Source organism: Sodalinema gerasimenkoae IPPAS B-353 (assembly GCF_009846485.1).
Classification (GTDB): domain Bacteria; phylum Cyanobacteriota; class Cyanobacteriia; order Cyanobacteriales; family Geitlerinemataceae; genus Sodalinema; species Sodalinema gerasimenkoae.
This window is the reverse complement of record NZ_ML776472.1, coordinates 1,069,304-1,086,196: the sequence shown is the minus strand read 5'-3', so window position 1 is coordinate 1,086,196 and position 16,893 is coordinate 1,069,304. Positions and strand designations below refer to the sequence as shown.

The following is a 16,893-nucleotide window of genomic DNA, read 5'->3' as shown; positions in this document are numbered from 1 at the left end:
CATCTACCCTGGGATAGATGTGGACTCCCGGCATATTTCTTACCATAAATATGGGCGCTGTACAACATTTTTTAAAATTCAATGACAATTTTCAGAAGGTAAAACTTGACAGTTTAGTCACAAAAAACTATACTGTAGTTAGGAGTAAACTTCCTAAAAATGTAAGTTTTTACTATTTTAAATTTAATCTTTTTGAAGTTTAGCTGAAGGGGAAACTAAATTGACTGCTAGCACTGCCACTCAACTCAAAGACACCGCTGTTGATAACCATAGCGATAATCCAGCCGACATTGCTCGTGCCCGCCCAACCGGCTATTCCAAAACGGTTTCCGATGATGCCGTGGGTGCTTTTTTTAAGGAAATGTCTCGCTATCCGCTGCTCAATCGAGAAGAAGAAATTCACCTGGCCCGAGAGGTTCAGGACTGGGTTGTAATTCGTGAGAAGTGCGCTCAGCTGAAGGAGTCCCTAGGTCGAGAACCAGAACTTTCTGAGCTAGCCCAATCCGTAGGGCTAACTGAAAAAGCGGTAAAACGACAAATGCACCGGGGACGCACCGCTCAGAAAAAAATGATTCGCTCCAACCTGCGTTTAGTGGTGTCCATCGCCAAGCGCTACCTGAACCGGGGCGTTCCCTTCCTCGATCTGATTCAGGAAGGAGCCTTAGGTCTAAGTCGTGCTACCGAAAAGTTTGACCCCGAAAAAGGCTATAAGTTCTCCACCTACGCCTACTGGTGGATTCGTCAGGGAATCACCCGCACCATTGCTAACGATGGGCGCACCATTCGGCTTCCGATTCACATCGTTGAGAAACTCAACAAACTTAAAAAGACCTACCGCCAATTGGGACAAGAGCTAAACCGGCAACCCAGCGAGGAAGAACTCGCCGAAGCCCTAGAGCTGTCCTTAAAGCAGTTGCGGCAACTGCAACGGGTTAGCCAACGCTCCCTGTCTCTCAACCACTATGTGGGAGACGAAGACAACACCGAGGTGTTAGACCTCTTAGAAGATACAGATAGTCCCTCCCCCGACTCTCAAGTGAGCGAAGATATGATGTGTCAGGGTGTGCGTCAAGTTCTCGATGAGGCGTTAACCCAGCGTGAGAGTGAAATTCTCGCCCTGCGCTATGGCCTTGACGGCGAGAAACGCAAAACCCTACAGGAAATCAGCACCCTGTTTAACCTCTCACGAGAACGAGTCCGGCAAATCCAAACCACGGCGATGCGGAAACTGCGCCGTCCCCAAATTTCCCGCCGCCTGCGGGGCTGGTTACAGTAGTTTCTCAAGCTCCCAGTTTACTCCAACCAACCTGTGGCTTCTTCAAGCATGGGTTGGCTTTCCGTCCTTATGAATGTGATAGTTAGCATCCGTCCGGCCACCCCCGAAGATACCGAAGCGATATTCAGCTTAATCCAAGAGCTGGCCGCCTTCGAGAAACTCGAACAGCAGGTGACAGGAACCCCTGATCAGCTTCGTGAGCATTTGTTTGGCGATAATCCCCCCTATGCCGAAGTGTTTCTTGCCCAACAACAAGAGCGAATCGTTGGTTATGCCTTATTCTTCACCACCTATTCGAGCTTCCGAAGTCAGCCAGGACTTTACCTAGAAGATTTGTTTGTTCAGCCGGACTCTCGCCGTCAAGGGATTGGAACGGCCCTGATGGCAAGGGTTGCCCAAGAGGTGGAAAAACGAGGCTATGGACGCTTGGAGTGGTCTGTCTTAGATTGGAACCATAGGGCGATCGCCTTTTATGAAAAGCTTGGGGCAACCGTTCTGCCTGACTGGCGCATTTGTCGGGTAAGCGATGGCCCTATGGTGAAACTGGCCCAACCTGTCCTAAAATCCCAGAATTGACCCGTTGACCCGTTAAGATAGACGTGAACTGTCTTGTTCCGCTTTTAGCCATCTTATGACCGATTCCACAGTGCCCTCTGAACGCAATAAACAACAGGTGGAGGTTTCCATCCAGCTCGACTCCGAACTGGTGGATCAAATACAACACCTTTCCAACGATCCAAGTAAAATTATCGAAACAGCGATTCGACAGTGGCTGCGTGGTGAGACCACTCGGGATGATGAACTCAGCCGCCGCTTGGAACGCAACCCCCCAGTTCCACCTCGTGGCGAATGGAACGATTAGCCCCAATCGCCCCACTTGGGAGATGGGATGGCCGTTCTACTCCCTCCTGCCTAACAGGGCCGCCTAACCCCTTTGTTAGGATAATGGCGGGGTGATGAGCCATGTCGGGTATCCTGCAAACCGTTCCTCCTGATAAGTTCCATGACTTCGACTCAGACGTTCCATCTTCCACCTGGGGTTCTGGTACCACCCGATCTCGAAGTTGGAGACGAGGGAAGGCTGTTTCTGCGCTCTCTCGGCGTTGAGTTGAGCTATATTCAAGAGCGAACAGGGCGCTATCGTAGTTTCCTCTGGCGTAATGGGGCCAATCAGTTTCCCTCTAGTCACCAAGATCAGGTCTTTCAGCCTGTGGATACGGTGGCCTATCTCAGTCATATTTGCCGTATCCTCGATAACCAGACTCCTGAATCTCTCAGTTGCTTTTTCAAGGTAGGGAGCGATATCAGAACCTTTGAACTTTCGATTGCTCCCCTATCCACCCCATCTGGGGAGCCCGATTGTGTCCTAGTGGTAGGACGGCAGTCCGGAACCCTAGGGACAACTCAAGCCGCCAACTCATCATCTCTAGAAGCAGCGTCTCTGGGGTTCTCCCTGTCCAATCGTTCAGACTCCTCCTCATTTCTAACTCAAGTCTCCTACCCCAAACTGCTAACGCAGATTTCCCGCCAAATTCGTCAAACCTTAGATTTAGAGATTATTTGGCAGCAAACGGCTCAAGGGTTGGGAGCCGCCATGAAGGCGGTGCAATGTTGTGTCTATAGTTATGAGGGTCATCAACCTCAGGTGAGATTGGTGGCCCAGTTTCCCCAAGATAGTTCGAGTCTTGACGGTGGCACTGAGCTGTTGTTGCGAGATGCTCCCAACCTACAACAGGCGATTACCAGCTTAGAACCGACCTTAGTGGATCGTCTTGCAGATACTTCAGTAAGCCGATCGCAGGTGTTGGTCGCTACCCGTCATCAGGGCCAAGTCAACGGCATCATCAGTTTAGAACGAGAGCGATCAGATTCAGGACCATCAATTCCGGTTTGGCATCCCACCGAATTGGAAATTATCGCGGAATTGGCAGATCAGGTGGGAACGGCGATCGCCCATGCAGTGCTCTACCGAGAACTCGAACTGGCTCGCCAGGAGGCCGAAGAAGTCTCTCGCCTCAAAAGTGACTTCCTCGCCAACACCTCCCATGAACTGAGAACCCCTCTCAACGGCATGATGGGCTTTCTAAAATTGATTTTGGATGGGATGACGGATGATTCCGAGGAGCAGATGGAGTTTATTGAAGAAGCCTATCGCTCGGCGGTTCATTTGCTCAGTATTATTAACGATATCTTAGATATTGCCAAAATTGAAGCCGGTAAGATGCACTTGGATCTCGAACCGGTTAATATCAAAGAACTTCTGACTCATGTGCAAGAATTCGTTCAAGCACAAATTCAGCAAAAACAACTCTATTTCCAAGTTCAAATGCCTGATACGGAAGACAATATTATTGTCTATGGCAATTATCAGCGACTGCTTCAAATCCTCCTAAACCTGGTAGGAAATGCCATTAAGTTCACCCATGAGGGAGGAATTACGATTACCGGTGAGATTATCTCTCGCCCTGTGGTGGTCAACGATCGCGAATTTTCGGGACTGCTGCAACTGAAAGTGGCCGATACAGGTATCGGCGTCTCCCTTGAACAGCAAGATAAACTCTTTCAAACCTTTAGCCAGGTGGATGGTTCCCGCACCCGTCAGTATGGGGGAACGGGCCTGGGCCTCGTGATTTCTCAAAAGCTTGTCGAAGCCATGGGCGGTGACGTTCACTTTTATAGTATGGGAGAAGGACTTGGCTCGACCGTCACCTTTACCATTGCCCTGTTCCAAGAACCGGTAATGATCTCCCTCGATGAAAGCCTAGACTCCTTAGATTTGTTGGTGGAAAATTGAGCTACATTGAGCCACCAGGAGAGTTGATAACTCGCTTTACCATAAAAAATCGCTATAATGTTGGTAATTATGTGAATTTTTTTTAAGAAAGTCCCTGAATTCAATGGATTTACAAGAAATTTCCAGCCATCTCGACAGTGAGAACGCCCGCGATCGCATGTTAGCCCTAGCATCATTGCGGAACATCCCCGCCGATGATGCCGTACCCCTAATTAAGAAAGTTCTCAACGACCATCACGTTGCCCTGCGCTCCATGGCCATCTTCTCTCTGGGCATCAAGAAAACCGATGAATGCTACGAGTTATTGGTGAACCTACTGCGCCATGATCCCGATTATGGCATTCGCGCCGATGCGGCCGGGGCCCTGGGATATCTGGAAGATCCCCGCGCCTTTGAACCTCTCTCTCGGGCTTTTCTGGAGGAAACCGACTGGCTGGTTCGCTTTAGTGCCGCCGTCTCCTTGGGAAACCTCAAAAATCCCCAGGCGTACGAAATCCTCATCCAGGCCCTCTACAGCGGTGAAGTGATGTTACAACAAGCTGCGATCGCCGCCCTAGGGGAAATTGAAGCCCTAGCGGCCTTAGATGACATCCTCAACTTTGCCAACTCCCCCGATTGGCTAGTGCGTCAGCGCCTGGCCGAAGCTTTGGGTCATCTCAAGCACCCGAAAAGTCAAGCCGCTTTAGGCTATCTCGAAAAAGATAGCCATCCCCAAGTCCTAGAAGCGGCCCGACTCGCTCAACGTCGTTTAAGCGAGGATTCTCAGGGCGTATGAAGTTTGCGATTAGCTGCAAGTTAACCTATCAAATCGCCGCTGACAGCACCTTGATTTTCAATATCGCGGTGTGCAACAACCGAGTGCAAGAGATTCTCCATGAAGACCTGCAAATCCAGGGCGCGGCGGATTGGGACCAGCATACCTCCAGGGAATTGGAAAACCGCTATTTGCGAGTCAATGCCGCCTCAGGGCCGTTGCAGATTCGCTATGACGCGACCGTTGAGTTAAACGCCATTACACAGCCGCCCCAGGCCATTGCCGAAGTTCCCCTAGCTCAACTGCCCTTAGAGGTCTTACCATACCTCTATCCCAGTCGGTACTGTGAATCCGATCGCCTGCTGCGCTTTGCCCAAACAGAATTTGGGGAGTTAGTTCCCGATTATTCTCGCGTCACAGCAATCTGCAACTGGATTTATGAGAATGTCGCCTATCTGTCGGGGAGTACCAACACGCAAACCTCGGCCTTTGATACGGCCACAGAACGAACCGGGGTCTGTCGCGATTTTGCCCATTTAGGCATTGCCTTTTGTCGCGCCCTCAATATCCCAGCTCGCTTTGTCACCGGCTATGCCTATGACTTAACTCCCCCCGATTTTCATGCCTATTTTGAAGCCTATTTAGGCAATGCTTGGTATTTATTTGATGCCACACGCCTGGTTCCCCGTACTGGACTTATCCGTATTGGTACCGGTCGTGATGCGGCGGATGTGTCGTTTGCTACCCTGTTTGGCCCCGTGACCATGGAGACGATGGAGTTGCAGGTCGATTGTCTCACCCCCGGGCAGAGGCCCCAGCCAACGGATGGGGCGATCGCCTTTGTTGAGCCATCAAGGGGCCCCATGTGACCCCAGGGCAACTACAACGATTAACCTCTCTGGGAGCGACATCCCCCAACGGCTAACCCTAACGTCATCAGACCCAACAACAGTGAGGGTTCAGGAACCTGAGTTGGGTCCGACACCTCAGGATCTGTTGCATGAGGTTGATAGTGGTAAGTGAGGGTGTTTTCTACGAACCAGTTGAGGCCATTCAGCAGGTGCTTGCCGTTAATTTGGGGATATTCGACGTAGCCGATATTTCCATCAACCAAGGTTCCAGCCACTCCTCCAACGCGATCGCCCGGAGTTCCCAGGAAATCATCCAGGTTGTTAAAACTGATACTTCCGCTAAAGGTACGGCTTTCAAATTGATTCAACCCATCCACGGTGAAAACGCCACCGAGATCATCGGAGAGTCCCTCAAAGCCATTGACCCCCTCCATGCCAAAGTCCCAAGAGACGATACAATCATGCCGACCCCCTTGAGACTTACATTCAGAAAGCGTCGACCAAGTACTATCAAAGCGGATCTTATAGGTGAAGATAACATCGGTGAGAGACCCCAAACTGAGGTCAAAGGCCTCAAACATCCCATCTGAGGGAAGGGTGTCAACGCTCTGGTACAGGGTTTGGGCGTTAACGGCCGAGGCTCCCAGGAAACTCGACAGCACCATCGTCCCCATCACGATCCTGGGGAGCGGACTACAAGGTATCGTCATTGACTTTAAATAGCAAAGCTGAATACTCAAGGAAACAGGAACTGATTAAGATCCCACTGTAAGTATCATACCCTCATGGGCAAGTACAGCATTCGGGAAACTCTCACAGACTTCAAGCTGTAACTGATCCAAGAAGTCATCCGTATGACCCGGCTCATGGTGAAAGATCACCAAGGTCTTGACCCCGGCCGCCTTAGCAATTTTGACCCCTTCCTGCCAGGTGGAGTGCCCCCAGCCGACTTTGGGAGACTTGGGATTATGATATTCCTCGTCGGTGTACATGGCATCGTAGATGAGAACATCCGCCCCTTGGGCCAATTTCATCACATTCTCATCGAGGCCCTCTGGGAAATGTTCGGTATCGGTGCAATAAAAGACGGAATGGCCTTGCCAACTGACTCGATAGCCCATGGCGGTATTGGGGTGGTTGAGGCGGGTTGTCTCAATATAGATATCCCCCAACTCGAAAGGTTCACCGCAGATGAGATCGACAAACTTCATATCGGCTCGTAACCCTGCCAAGGGAACTGGGGAGTTGGGATGTAACACCCGCTCCATGAAATGTTTTTCCAGGGACTCGCCGTTTTCGGGTACCGCTCCATAGATGCGTAGACAATGACCTTTGACAAAGGCGGGGGTAAAGAAGGGAAACCCTTGAATATGATCCCAATGGTAATGGGTGAACAACATATAGGTTTCCGGGGGAAGTTGCCGCATCAAGTCTTTGCTCAAGGCTTGCAACCCAGTCCCACCATCAAAAATGATGCGTCTGCCCCCAATTTCCATTTCGACACAGGAGGTGTTGCCGCCATAGCGTACTGTCGTCTGACCGGGGGTCGGAATACTTCCGCGAACGCCCCAGAACTTCAGGAGAAATTCAGAAGAGGTGGCTGGTTCCATAGACGTTTCGGGAGACGTTTTGGGGACAGGGGGACAAGGGCAATGGAGAGGTGCACACCGAGGTTAGGAGGTCGTCGGACCCACAGCGGCAGGGAAGTTCGTGGGAGAACTCAGGGTGGCCGCGGTGAGGGTTCCACATTGGGCTTGATGGCGTAGCAGATGGTCACAGAGAACCAGGGCCACCATGGCCTCGACCATGGGTACGGCGCGGGGAAGAACACAGGGGTCATGTCGGCCCTTGGCGGCTAAAACCGTGTTCTGACCATCGCGGGTCACGGTACGTTGTTCTTTCCGAATTGTAGCAGTGGGTTTAAAGGCGGCGCGAATGGCGATCGCTTCCCCGTTGCTAATTCCGCCCTGGATGCCACCGGAGCGGTTGGTATGGGTGCGGATGTTTCCTTCGTGATCGGCGTAGAACTCATCATTATGTTCATGGCCGGTGAGCCGGGTTCCGGCAAAGCCAGAGCCAATTTCAAAGCCTTTGGTGGCGGGGAGGGACATGATGGCTTTGGCGAGATCTGCTTCGAGTTTGTCGAAGACCGGTTCTCCTAAGCCTTTCGGCACGCCACGGGCAACACATTCGACAACACCGCCGAGGGAATCGCCTTGCTTACGAGCGGCTTCGATGGCGGCAATGGCTCGCTCTACGAAGTCGGGGTCGGGCGATCGCACCATGTTCTGTTCCACATCTTCGAGGGTAACGCTGTCTGGGTTCACTTGGGCTTCCAGGTCGTGAACCTGTTTCACGTAAGCCACAATGTCCACCCCAGCCACCTGTCTTAAAATCTTTTTGGCGATCGCCCCAGCCGCCACACGGCCAATGGTCTCACGAGCGGAGGAGCGCCCACCGCCTTGCCAGTTGCGGATGCCATATTTGGCGTCGTAGGTCGCATCGGCATGGGAGGGACGGTATTTGACCGCCATCTCGTTGTAGTCTTGCGATCGCGCGTCTTTGTTACGCACCAGGATCATGATTGGGGTTCCTAGAGTTTTCCCCTCAAACACCCCTGAGAGAATCTCACAGATGTCGCTTTCCCTGCGAGGGGTGGTGATTTTACTTTGTCCCGGACGACGGCGATCGAGTTCAAATTGAATCTCTTGGGCAGAAATTTCAAGTTGGGGCGGACAGCCATCAATGATGACTCCAACGCCGCCGCCGTGAGATTCGCCAAAGGTTGTGACCCGAAACAGATGTCCGAAACTGTTACCCACGATCTGGTACTTCTTATTGGAGTAGAACCCTTGTATCTTAACACTCCTAAACCCCTTTGATGTTAGCGTGCCAGGGATGAGGGACGAGAAATAGGGGGAATCCCCGCCATATCTAGAATTTCGGGAATTAAATGTTCGGTGCGAATGGCCATCAGGTGAACCCCTTGACAAAGCTGTTGGGCCTGTTGGATTTGTTCAGCGGCGATGGCCATCCCTTCTCGCAGGGGATCGGCGGCTTCGTCGAGGCGATCGATGGTGTCTTCGCCGATGTGAACCCCTGGGACATATTTATTGATGAATTTGGCGTTTTTGGCCGACTTCAAGAGAAAAATCCCGGCCAGAATCGGTTTGTCATACTTGGCTGCAATTTGGCTCATGAATTTCTCTAGGCGGTCAAAGTCGGAAATCAGTTGACTCTGGAAGAACTCGGCCCCGGCAGCAATTTTTCGCTCAAAGCGGCGTTGTAAGCCTGACCAACTCGCCAATTGAGGATCGACGGCCGCTCCAGCAAACAGGTCGAGTTTACCGTCACTGAGGGGGCGATCGTTGAAATCCAGGCCCCGATTCATTTTGTTCAGGGTTTGTAGGAGTCGCACCGATTCCAGGTCGAAGACACTTTTGGCCTGTTCATGGTCTCCCGCTTTCACGGGATCTCCTGTGAGGGCCAGAACATTGCGAATCCCCAGGGCGTAGGCCCCCATCAAGTCTGCTTGTAGGCCGATACGGTTGCGATCGCGGCAGGCCACTTGAAACACTGGCTCAATGCCATATTGCACCAGCAAAGCCGAGGCGGCCAAGGAGGACATCCGCAGCACCGCCCGAGAGCCATCGGTGATGTTGACGGCATGAACCCGCCGTTTGAGACAGGTTGCCATTTTCAGCATATGGGTGGGGTCTCCCCCCTTGGGCGGGGCAACTTCAGCGGTGATCAGAAATTCTCCGGCCTGAATGGCGCTACGAAGACGGGACATAGGATAGGGGTAAGAAAGGCAAAAGGCAACAGTACAAAGGTCGGGGCGTTCCAGAATCGGTACGCCCGCAAAAACGGCTTAGAGGGGACGATATCTGAGCTAGAGGGGTTTTGAGAAGCCCATGGCGGTTTTGACGCGGCTAAGGGTATCCTGGGCGACGGATTCGGCTTGTTCGCGACCCTCTTTAAGGACTGATTCAAGATAGCCCTTATCCTCCATGACCTGAGCATAGGTCTGTTGAATGGGACGTAGAACCTCGATAGTGGTTTCCGTCAGTAGGGGTTTGAATTGTCCCCAGCCCATGGACGCACAGTCCCGGGAGACGCTGGCTTTGTCTTGGCCAGACAGGAGTTGATAGAGGGTTAGGAGATTTTGGCATTCAGGACGCTCGGGATTGTCAAATTCTAGGCCGCGCATGGGGTCGGTTTTACATTTTTTGATTTTCTTGGCGATGGTATCCGGGTCGTCTAATAGATTAATACGGCTAAGTTCGGAGGGATCAGACTTAGACATCTTTTTAGTTCCATCGGTTAGGCTCATGACGCGGGCCCCATCCTTGCGGATGAGAGGGTCGGGCATTTTCAGAACTGGATGGTCGGGGCTGCCAAATTGGTCATTGAGACGGATGACCAGATCTCGGGTCAGTTCCAGATGTTGTTTTTGGTCTTCGCCAACGGGGACTTTATCGGCATCGTAGAGGAGGATATCGGCGGCCATCAGCACTGGATAGTCCAGCAGTCCGGTTCCCACGTTCTCTCCTTGTTTGAGGGCTTTTTCTTTGAACTGAATCATCCCTTGAAGCCAGTTAATGGGGGTGATGCAGTTGAGCAGCCAGGTCAGTTCGCTGTGGGCGCTGATGTGGGATTGGATGAAGATGTTGGCATGGTCGAGGCTGATGCCACAGGCTAGGTAGAGGGCGGCGATTTTGTAGCTATTCTCCGCCAGAGTTGTGGGGTCATGGGGGACGGTGATGGCGTGAAGGTCGACGACGCAGAAGTAGTTATCATATTCCTGCTGCACCTCGACCCAGTTGCGAATGGCACCGAGATAGTTACCCAGATGGAGGTTTCCGGTGGGTTGAACCCCCGAAAGAATGCGCTGTTTTCCCATGACTACTTGCGATATCCGTGAACTGTCGAGTCGCGAATGCTTAATATTTCGACATCCTCTAGTGTGACATATTGCGCGATCGCTGCGGCATAGAAGCGTCCAAGCCGGACAGTCCAGGGCATGATGGTCGTCCATACAGTCCCCGATAGGGGCTGAGATTGGTCATCTCCGAGAAAAGCCGTTAGGATGGCGGCAACCTGGAATTGGTGAACGGGGATGAGATTCATCTTCAGAGGTGTTGTACCCAGTTTGCTGAGCTGTCCGCGTTTTCCGGAGCCAACCGATGTCAGTTAGCACTCCCACAGACGATCAACTCCACATCACGATTATCCCTTGGAGACCTTGGCTAGCGGCTTTGAGCATGATGGTATTTTGCCTAGGGGCAACGATTCGCTGGAGTACCAGCACTCGTTTTCAATGCAATCGCTATGCGATCGGGATTACGAATGGCAGTGAGCTAACCGACCGCTGTCGACTGTCGCGCATCAATCTGCTGACGCTTCTGAGAGGGGGAGATTTCCAGACCTTTCCCCTAGACAATTTACAGCGCGCTCGGGTTGCCAGCCAGAGGCGCCGCTATAGTAGTCGTGGTGGCAGCCACACTGAATATCAGGTCATGTTGGATGTAGACGCGCAAGAGATTCCCCTAACCCCCAATTGGCAGAGGAGTCGTCGTGCCCAAGAGCAGTTGGCGAGTCAAGTTAATAGCTTTGTCAATCAGCCGACGCGATCGGAGTTGATCGTTGATACAGGCTCGAGTTCCTTCTCCTCTGGATTTTTCCTGCTTGGCTTTTTGGGGGCAGTCAGCTCCCTAGTGTTCTTGGAGCGAGCAGTTCACTGTGAGTTTGACAAAAGGAAAAAAATCTTTATCATTCAACGACAAGGCTTGCTTTACCAAAGCGTAGAACGGTATCATCTCCTTAGTGTTGATCGTACCTTTGTTGAAGAGAAAGTCCGTCTCAAAGATAGAAACAGCTACCGCCTCGTTCTCCGTTTAAAGAATGGTAAAACCGTTAATATTACCCAATACCATCAGATGAGAGCCGAACGAGATGAGTTGGCGATCGCCGATGAAATTGAGGATTTTCTCCGATAGACACCCTGATTCATCAAACGCCGAGGGGGTTGTGGTAGAAAAAGTCACCTCCTACAAATAAGCTCCAGTATGAGAGTCTGGAACTTGGGCGACCATTTCTGGAGTGCCAACGGCGACCACTTGTCCCCCTTTGTTGCCGCCCTCGGGTCCTAAATCGATGAGCCAATCCGCTGAGCGAATCACATCTAAGTTATGCTCAATCACCAGAATCGAATTGCCTTTGTCAACTAAACGTTGCATGACGTTTAGAAGTTGATGAACGTCATAAAACGATAAGCCGGTGGTGGGTTCATCAATCAGATAGAGGGTTTTTCCTGTGGCGCGGCGGGAGAGTTCTGAAGCGAGTTTGACTCGTTGTGCTTCTCCTCCAGAGAGGGTGGGGGCTGGCTGTCCCAGGTGAATATAACCTAAGCCAACATCTAGGAGAGTTTGTAGGCGACTGGCGGCGCGGGGGATGTTTTCAAACACGCCTAACGCTTCTTCAACGGTCATATTTAAAACATCGGCAATGGAATGACCCTTATAGGTTACTTGTAAGGTTTCCCGATTATATCTCGCCCCTTTACAGACATCACATTGTACATAAACATCGGGCAGGAAATTCATGGAAATGACGTTTACTCCTTGACCGCCGCAGGCTTCACAACGTCCTCCTTTGACGTTAAAGGAGAAACGACCGGGTTTGTAGCCTCGGGCTTTGGCTTCAATGGTTTCGGCAAAGACCTGGCGGATGCTATCAAAAATTCCGGTATAGGTGGCTGGGTTAGACCGTGGGGTTCGTCCAATGGGCGATTGGTCAATGACGATAACTTTGTCAACAATATCTTTGATATTTTTCTTTTTACTTCCTTTGACTTGTAGAGTTTTTAACCCCTGAGGCATGGGAACTTTTCGGGTTAAATGATGTTGGAGAGCTGGGTGAAAGAGGTCATTGACTAAGGTGGATTTTCCAGACCCTGAGACCCCGGTGATACAGACCAGTTTCCCGAGGGGGATTTCCACATCAATATGCTTTAAGTTATTGCGGTGAGCATCCTTGAGTTGGAGGATGCGGCCATTTCCCGATCGCCGTTCTTCGGGAGGTTCAATCTTGCGTCGTCCGGATAAGTAAGCCCCGGTCATGGAGTCTTTGGCGTTGAGAAGGGTAGTTAAATCCCCCTGGGCGACAATTTCCCCACCGTGAACTCCCGCGCCGGGACCAATATCGACGAGGTGATCGGCGCTGCGGATGGTGTCTTCGTCATGTTCAACGACAATGAGGGTATTGCCTAAATCTCGTAGCTTGGTGAGGGTTTTGAGTAAACGACTGTTGTCTCGTTGGTGGAGTCCGATGCTGGGTTCGTCGAGGACATAGAGAACTCCCGTTAGGCCCGAGCCGATTTGGGTGGCGAGGCGGATACGTTGGGCTTCGCCCCCGGAGAGACTGGTGGCGGAGCGATCGAGGGTGAGATAGTCCAGGCCGACATCGAGGAGGAACTGGAGGCGATCGCGAATTTCCCGCAAGACCAGTTCGGCGATTTGAGCTTGGCGAGGGCTGAGTTCCATCTGGGCCAACCGGTTTAAGCATTCATCGATCGCCACTCCGGTCAGGTCGGTAATGTTATATTGACCGATGCGAACAGCTAGGGCCTCGGGTTTGAGGCGTTTTCCGCCACAGACCTCGCAGACTTGGTCGACGAGATATTGTTCGAGTTTGTCTTTGACTTGTTCCGAGGAGGTCTCCTCATATTGGCGTTGCAACATGGCCAGGACTCCGGCAAAGTGGCGGTAGTAGCCCCGGTTTTCTTGATAGCGGGAGTCGGTTTCAATCCAAATGGGGTCACTGGAGCCGTAGAGGAGAATCTGTTGTTGGTCTGGGGTGAGTTGGTTCCAGGGGGTACTGATCTCGAAGTCGAAGGCTTGGCCGACGCTAAAGAGGACGGAGAGATAGTAACTGTTGTCTTTGTCAGACCAGGGTGCGATCGCACTGTAAACGGGGGCGTTGGGATCGGGAATGACCCGTTCTGGAGCGAAGGTGCGGGAACTCCCTAAGCCGTGACAGGCGGGACAGGCCCCGTAGGGGGAGTTGAAGGAAAACAGGCGCGGCGAGAGTTCCTCCATGACAGCGCCATGTTCGGGACAGGCGAAGTTTTCGGAAAAAAGAATTTCTTGGGGACGGTCCTCGTCGGGGAGTTGGGCCGAAATCATGACCACCCCATCGGCCTGTTTTAAGGCGGTGGCCAGGGAGTCGGTGAGGCGTTCTTGGAGTCCGGGTTTGCAGATGAGGCGGTCTACGACAATCTCGATGTCGTGAATTTGGTTTTTGTCCAGTTCGATGTGGTCTGAGAGATCGCGAACTTCGCCGTCGATGCGAACCCGGACGAAGCCTTGGGAGGTGAGGCTGGAGAGGAGTTTTTTGTGAGTCCCTTTTTTTCCTCGGATGACGGGGGCCAGGATTTGAAATTTACTGCGTTCGGGGAGGTCCAGGATGCGATCGCACATGAAGTCGATGGTCTGGGGGGCGATGGAGCGATCGCAATGGGGACAGTGGGGTTCGCCGGCGCGACCAAACAGCAGCCGCAGATAGTCGTAAATTTCGGTGACGGTTCCGACAGTGGACCGAGGGTTATGGGAGGTGGATTTCTGGTCGATGGAGATGGCGGGACTGAGGCCTTCGATAGACTCAACATCGGGTTTATCGAGTTGTCCGAGGAATTGACGCGCATAGGCGCTGAGGGACTCCACGTAGCGCCGTTGTCCTTCAGCGAAAATAGTATCGAAGGCTAGGGAAGACTTCCCGGAACCGGAGACTCCTGTAAAGACGATGAGTTGATTGCGGGGGAGATCGAGATCGATCTGTTTGAGGTTATGTTGACGCGCCCCCCGAATGCGAATGACATCTTCGAGTTTGGGGGAGAGTCCGTTGGGGGAGGACGTTGAGGAGGATTTGCTGGATTTGACGCGCCGTGCCATACCGACCTTTGATACAACCCTTAACATTCTACGCTAAGGGTTTCCTCGATGGTGAGGTTGGGCCGGAGATTGGGCGATCGTCCTGGATTTTCAGGGGAGACAAGCTTAAGAAAATCAGTAATTTTACGGTATTTAGTGAATTTACGGGCAATCAGTAAATTTACTAAGAGATGTGGGACTCTGCCAGTGTGAGTTCAAAGGTGCAACGGGGCAATGTTTGCCCCGTTTGAGTGAATCTGTACTAGCCAGATTCCTCAGTTTTCGTCCATCTGCGGAGGCCAGCCATGACACCGGCGACAACACCTAAACCTAATAATCCAGTGGGTTCAGGAACGGCGACATCGGAACTAAAACTAGCTGTTGTTTCTCCGTCACCCTGTGTGGTTAGGGTAAAGTTCCCAGATGCTTCATCTTCTGGCCCTTGGAAGACCCCATCAGCCGACACATGCAAACCATCGTCAGCGACGGGAGTCATAACCACATTATCGGTGATATCAAAGGACCATGAGGACAAGGGACTATCATTCGATTCAAATGCTAGGAACCCCGATATACCATCATCAGCATCCTCAAAGTCAACACTCTGAATCAGTCCGACTTCATCCTCGTAGGGGGCGAAGACTCCATCTGCTGTTCCAATTCCAAATTCGCCATAATCACCAATATCCTGGTAATTCCCATCACCATCAGCGAAGCGAAACTCGGATGAGTCAGTCACCTGAGTATCAACTTCTAAGGCTTCGATAAAGCCGCTAAACTCTCCTCCTTCACTAAAAGTGATCGCTTCTGCTTGGGAGGGAATAAGCATCGAGAGTCCTGTTAGGGATAAGGACAGGGTGGCGAGGCTTAACGGATAGCGCAAAGTCATAAGTGTTTAAGCTCTTCTTTAGCAACACTTCTGATCTTGCCAAAAGTTACCTGGGAATTTCAAGGGGGTTTTGGATAAAATATTTAAATTTTGCCGATTTTATTTTCGGGATTTATAATGTCTGATTCCTGGTTTAGGTTATCATTTCTTATTTCTTTTCTATAATTCCATAAATTTTGGCGACCGTCCCAGAAGAACGCTCGCCAAAATAAACCGCAACGTAGCATGAAGATTCGGAGGTTTCAGCAGATGACCCAACTAATAGTCAGAGGACATCAACTAGCTGCTTTTGCGTTTGCGGGTAGCGAAGAGAGAGCCAGCCATTGCACCTAAGCCCAGGAGAAGAGAAGGCTCAGGAACATCCTTTGTGCTGACGTGAACCACCATATCCTGGTAATCCCAGTCTGCATATTTTGAACCTTCTTTGAGATCTTCAAAGGCGATAATAAAGTCACCCAGTCCAAATTTTAGAAGCGTTCCGTTTACATCAAACTTGCTGCCATTTCCTTCATAAACCAAGGCATGTTGGTTACCACCGTAGTTGAGGTGATTTTGCGTGTAGAATGTGTCATTTCTAGGATTCGTCAAATAGAATCCGAAGGAACCACCGCCCAACGCCGCTATCTGGGCTTCGGTCAGGCTTTTCGAGGTGGTTGGGCTATCGGGGCCGTCAAAAATCTGAATCTTGACGCTCGGATCAGCGACGGAGTAAACTCCAAACGTATTTCGATCAGAGAACCCCGCAACTTCAAACATCAGGGTGGAAAGTATAGAGCTGTAATTGAATGTATCAGTTGTTGAAATATCACCTACTACATCAATGCCCGGGCCACTCACAGTTGCATCATTCAAGAGCGTTTGCAAAGAACATTCCTGAGCATGAGGGTCACCTGGAACTTCAGCGCAGTCGTTAGACTGACCGAAAGTAACAGCTGCGGCCGGGTTGGCTCCTACCACCAGTCCACCAAGAGCAATGGCAGCCCCGGCGGTCAGGGTCAAGGTTTTTTGGGTTAATGTTGTCATCGTTTTCATGATCGGTTCCTCTTTAGATTCTTGCGTATTTATACTGAGATGCTTGTTGATTCCACTATAACCACTGCCCCTGGAACTGGGGTATTTTTACGGATATCTTTACAAAGGCTTTAAAAAAAAACCTGGAAACCTCGGGTTTTATATAGAAAGTGTAAAGATAAGCGGACTCCGGGTCTTTGTGTAATATTACGTAAAGCGATTCTGTGACCCAATCCGACCGAAACGTGACGAGAGCGTGATGGGGGAAGGCGATCGCCCTGCACCCCCTGGTCTCCCCCCAGAGATGCTCTCCTTAAGAATGCTGAGATTAATCTGACATTAATACTGATCTATAGCCGGGACGCCTTTTAGGGATAGACAAGGAGGA

General features: G+C 51.3%; 16 protein-coding genes. 7 read left to right on the top strand and 9 right to left on the bottom strand.

All coding sequences use genetic code 11. The features are described 5' to 3' along the window. The first annotated feature begins 220 nt into the window (after positions 1-220). From L855_RS04735 to L855_RS04710, 6 genes are all read left to right on the top strand, one after another. Positions 221-1,276, top strand: coding sequence for an RNA polymerase sigma factor, RpoD/SigA family (locus tag L855_RS04735; protein ID WP_159784831.1), 1,056 nt, complete (start codon positions 221-223; stop codon positions 1,274-1,276). A gap of 69 nt (positions 1,277-1,345) precedes the next feature. After that, the gene (locus L855_RS04730) at positions 1,346-1,852 is read left to right on the top strand and encodes a GNAT family N-acetyltransferase (protein WP_159784828.1); all 507 of its coding nucleotides are present in this window, start codon (positions 1,346-1,348) and stop codon (positions 1,850-1,852) included. Between the two features lie 55 nt (positions 1,853-1,907). Continuing rightward, a complete protein-coding gene (locus L855_RS04725; protein WP_159784825.1) occupies positions 1,908-2,138 on the top strand; it encodes a hypothetical protein in 231 nt (76 codons plus the stop codon). A gap of 141 nt (positions 2,139-2,279) precedes the next feature. Beyond that, complete coding sequence (locus L855_RS04720) at positions 2,280-4,070, top strand: sensor histidine kinase (protein ID WP_159784822.1); 1,791 nt, start codon at positions 2,280-2,282, stop codon at positions 4,068-4,070. A gap of 94 nt (positions 4,071-4,164) precedes the next feature. Next, a complete protein-coding gene (locus tag L855_RS04715) occupies positions 4,165-4,845 on the top strand; it encodes a HEAT repeat domain-containing protein (protein ID WP_219729990.1) in 681 nt (226 codons plus the stop codon). Then, the gene (locus tag L855_RS04710) at positions 4,842-5,693 is read left to right on the top strand and encodes a transglutaminase-like domain-containing protein (protein ID WP_159784816.1); all 852 of its coding nucleotides are present in this window, start codon (positions 4,842-4,844) and stop codon (positions 5,691-5,693) included. Before L855_RS04715 ends, L855_RS04710 begins: the two co-directional genes overlap by 4 nt. A gap of 20 nt (positions 5,694-5,713) precedes the next feature. Here L855_RS04710 and L855_RS04705 read toward each other — a convergent pair whose 3' ends face one another. The 6 genes from L855_RS04705 to L855_RS04680 form a co-directional block, all read right to left on the bottom strand. Continuing rightward, a complete protein-coding gene (locus tag L855_RS04705; RefSeq protein WP_159784814.1) occupies positions 5,714-6,340 on the bottom strand; it encodes a PEP-CTERM sorting domain-containing protein in 627 nt (208 codons plus the stop codon). A 90-nt stretch (positions 6,341-6,430) separates the two neighbouring features. Beyond that, the gene (locus L855_RS04700; RefSeq protein WP_159784811.1) at positions 6,431-7,285 is read right to left on the bottom strand and encodes an MBL fold metallo-hydrolase; all 855 of its coding nucleotides are present in this window, start codon (positions 7,283-7,285) and stop codon (positions 6,431-6,433) included. 63 nt (positions 7,286-7,348) lie between these two features. Continuing rightward, positions 7,349-8,497: a chorismate synthase gene (aroC, locus tag L855_RS04695; RefSeq protein ID WP_159784808.1), complete on the bottom strand. Its 1,149-nt coding sequence runs from the start codon at positions 8,495-8,497 to the stop codon at positions 7,349-7,351. A 62-nt stretch (positions 8,498-8,559) separates the two neighbouring features. Then, positions 8,560-9,468 carry a methylenetetrahydrofolate reductase gene (locus L855_RS04690; RefSeq protein WP_159784805.1) on the bottom strand — a complete coding sequence of 303 codons (909 nt, stop codon included), beginning with the start codon at positions 9,466-9,468 and terminating at the stop codon, positions 8,560-8,562. Positions 9,469-9,567: 99 nt separating this feature from the next. After that, the gene (trpS, locus tag L855_RS04685; RefSeq protein WP_159784802.1) at positions 9,568-10,578 is read right to left on the bottom strand and encodes a tryptophan--tRNA ligase; all 1,011 of its coding nucleotides are present in this window, start codon (positions 10,576-10,578) and stop codon (positions 9,568-9,570) included. Between the two features lie 2 nt (positions 10,579-10,580). Beyond that, positions 10,581-10,805 carry a hypothetical protein gene (locus L855_RS04680; protein WP_159784799.1) on the bottom strand — a complete coding sequence of 75 codons (225 nt, stop codon included), beginning with the start codon at positions 10,803-10,805 and terminating at the stop codon, positions 10,581-10,583. 56 nt (positions 10,806-10,861) lie between these two features. Here L855_RS04680 and L855_RS04675 point away from each other — a divergent pair, with 56 nt between their 5' ends. Next, positions 10,862-11,674 carry a hypothetical protein gene (locus tag L855_RS04675; RefSeq protein WP_159784796.1) on the top strand — a complete coding sequence of 271 codons (813 nt, stop codon included), beginning with the start codon at positions 10,862-10,864 and terminating at the stop codon, positions 11,672-11,674. A gap of 51 nt (positions 11,675-11,725) precedes the next feature. Here the strand turns inward: L855_RS04675 and uvrA are convergent, their stop codons facing one another. The 3 genes from uvrA to L855_RS04660 form a co-directional block, all read right to left on the bottom strand. Beyond that, complete coding sequence (gene uvrA / locus L855_RS04670) at positions 11,726-14,626, bottom strand: excinuclease ABC subunit UvrA (RefSeq protein ID WP_159784793.1); 2,901 nt, start codon at positions 14,624-14,626, stop codon at positions 11,726-11,728. Between the two features lie 241 nt (positions 14,627-14,867). After that, positions 14,868-15,494: a PEP-CTERM sorting domain-containing protein gene (locus L855_RS04665; protein ID WP_159784790.1), complete on the bottom strand. Its 627-nt coding sequence runs from the start codon at positions 15,492-15,494 to the stop codon at positions 14,868-14,870. A gap of 279 nt (positions 15,495-15,773) precedes the next feature. Continuing rightward, on the bottom strand, positions 15,774-16,526 hold the full coding sequence (locus tag L855_RS04660; RefSeq protein WP_159790960.1) for a PEP-CTERM sorting domain-containing protein: 753 nt from the start codon (positions 16,524-16,526) through the stop codon (positions 15,774-15,776). Positions 16,527-16,893 lie beyond the last annotated feature (367 nt).

Bases quoted from the DNA above. Each gene is read 5' to 3' on its own strand.
- L855_RS04675 (WP_159784796.1), top strand. From the start codon at position 10,862: ATGTCAGTTAGCACTCCCACAGACGATCAACTCCACATCACGATTATC.
- L855_RS04710 (WP_159784816.1), top strand. From the start codon at position 4,842: ATGAAGTTTGCGATTAGCTGCAAGTTAACCTATCAAATCGCCGCTGAC.
- L855_RS04680 (WP_159784799.1), bottom strand. From the start codon at position 10,805: ATGAATCTCATCCCCGTTCACCAATTCCAGGTTGCCGCCATCCTAACG.
- uvrA (WP_159784793.1), bottom strand. From the start codon at position 14,626: ATGGCACGGCGCGTCAAATCCAGCAAATCCTCCTCAACGTCCTCCCCC.
- trpS (WP_159784802.1), bottom strand. From the start codon at position 10,578: ATGGGAAAACAGCGCATTCTTTCGGGGGTTCAACCCACCGGAAACCTC.
- L855_RS04720 (WP_159784822.1), top strand. From the start codon at position 2,280: ATGACTTCGACTCAGACGTTCCATCTTCCACCTGGGGTTCTGGTACCA.
- L855_RS04705 (WP_159784814.1), bottom strand. From the start codon at position 6,340: ATGGTGCTGTCGAGTTTCCTGGGAGCCTCGGCCGTTAACGCCCAAACC.
- L855_RS04665 (WP_159784790.1), bottom strand. From the start codon at position 15,494: ATGACTTTGCGCTATCCGTTAAGCCTCGCCACCCTGTCCTTATCCCTA.
- L855_RS04660 (WP_159790960.1), bottom strand. From the start codon at position 16,526: ATGAAAACGATGACAACATTAACCCAAAAAACCTTGACCCTGACCGCC.
- L855_RS04725 (WP_159784825.1), top strand. From the start codon at position 1,908: ATGACCGATTCCACAGTGCCCTCTGAACGCAATAAACAACAGGTGGAG.
- L855_RS04700 (WP_159784811.1), bottom strand. From the start codon at position 7,285: ATGGAACCAGCCACCTCTTCTGAATTTCTCCTGAAGTTCTGGGGCGTT.
- L855_RS04730 (WP_159784828.1), top strand. From the start codon at position 1,346: ATGAATGTGATAGTTAGCATCCGTCCGGCCACCCCCGAAGATACCGAA.
- L855_RS04690 (WP_159784805.1), bottom strand. From the start codon at position 9,468: ATGTCCCGTCTTCGTAGCGCCATTCAGGCCGGAGAATTTCTGATCACC.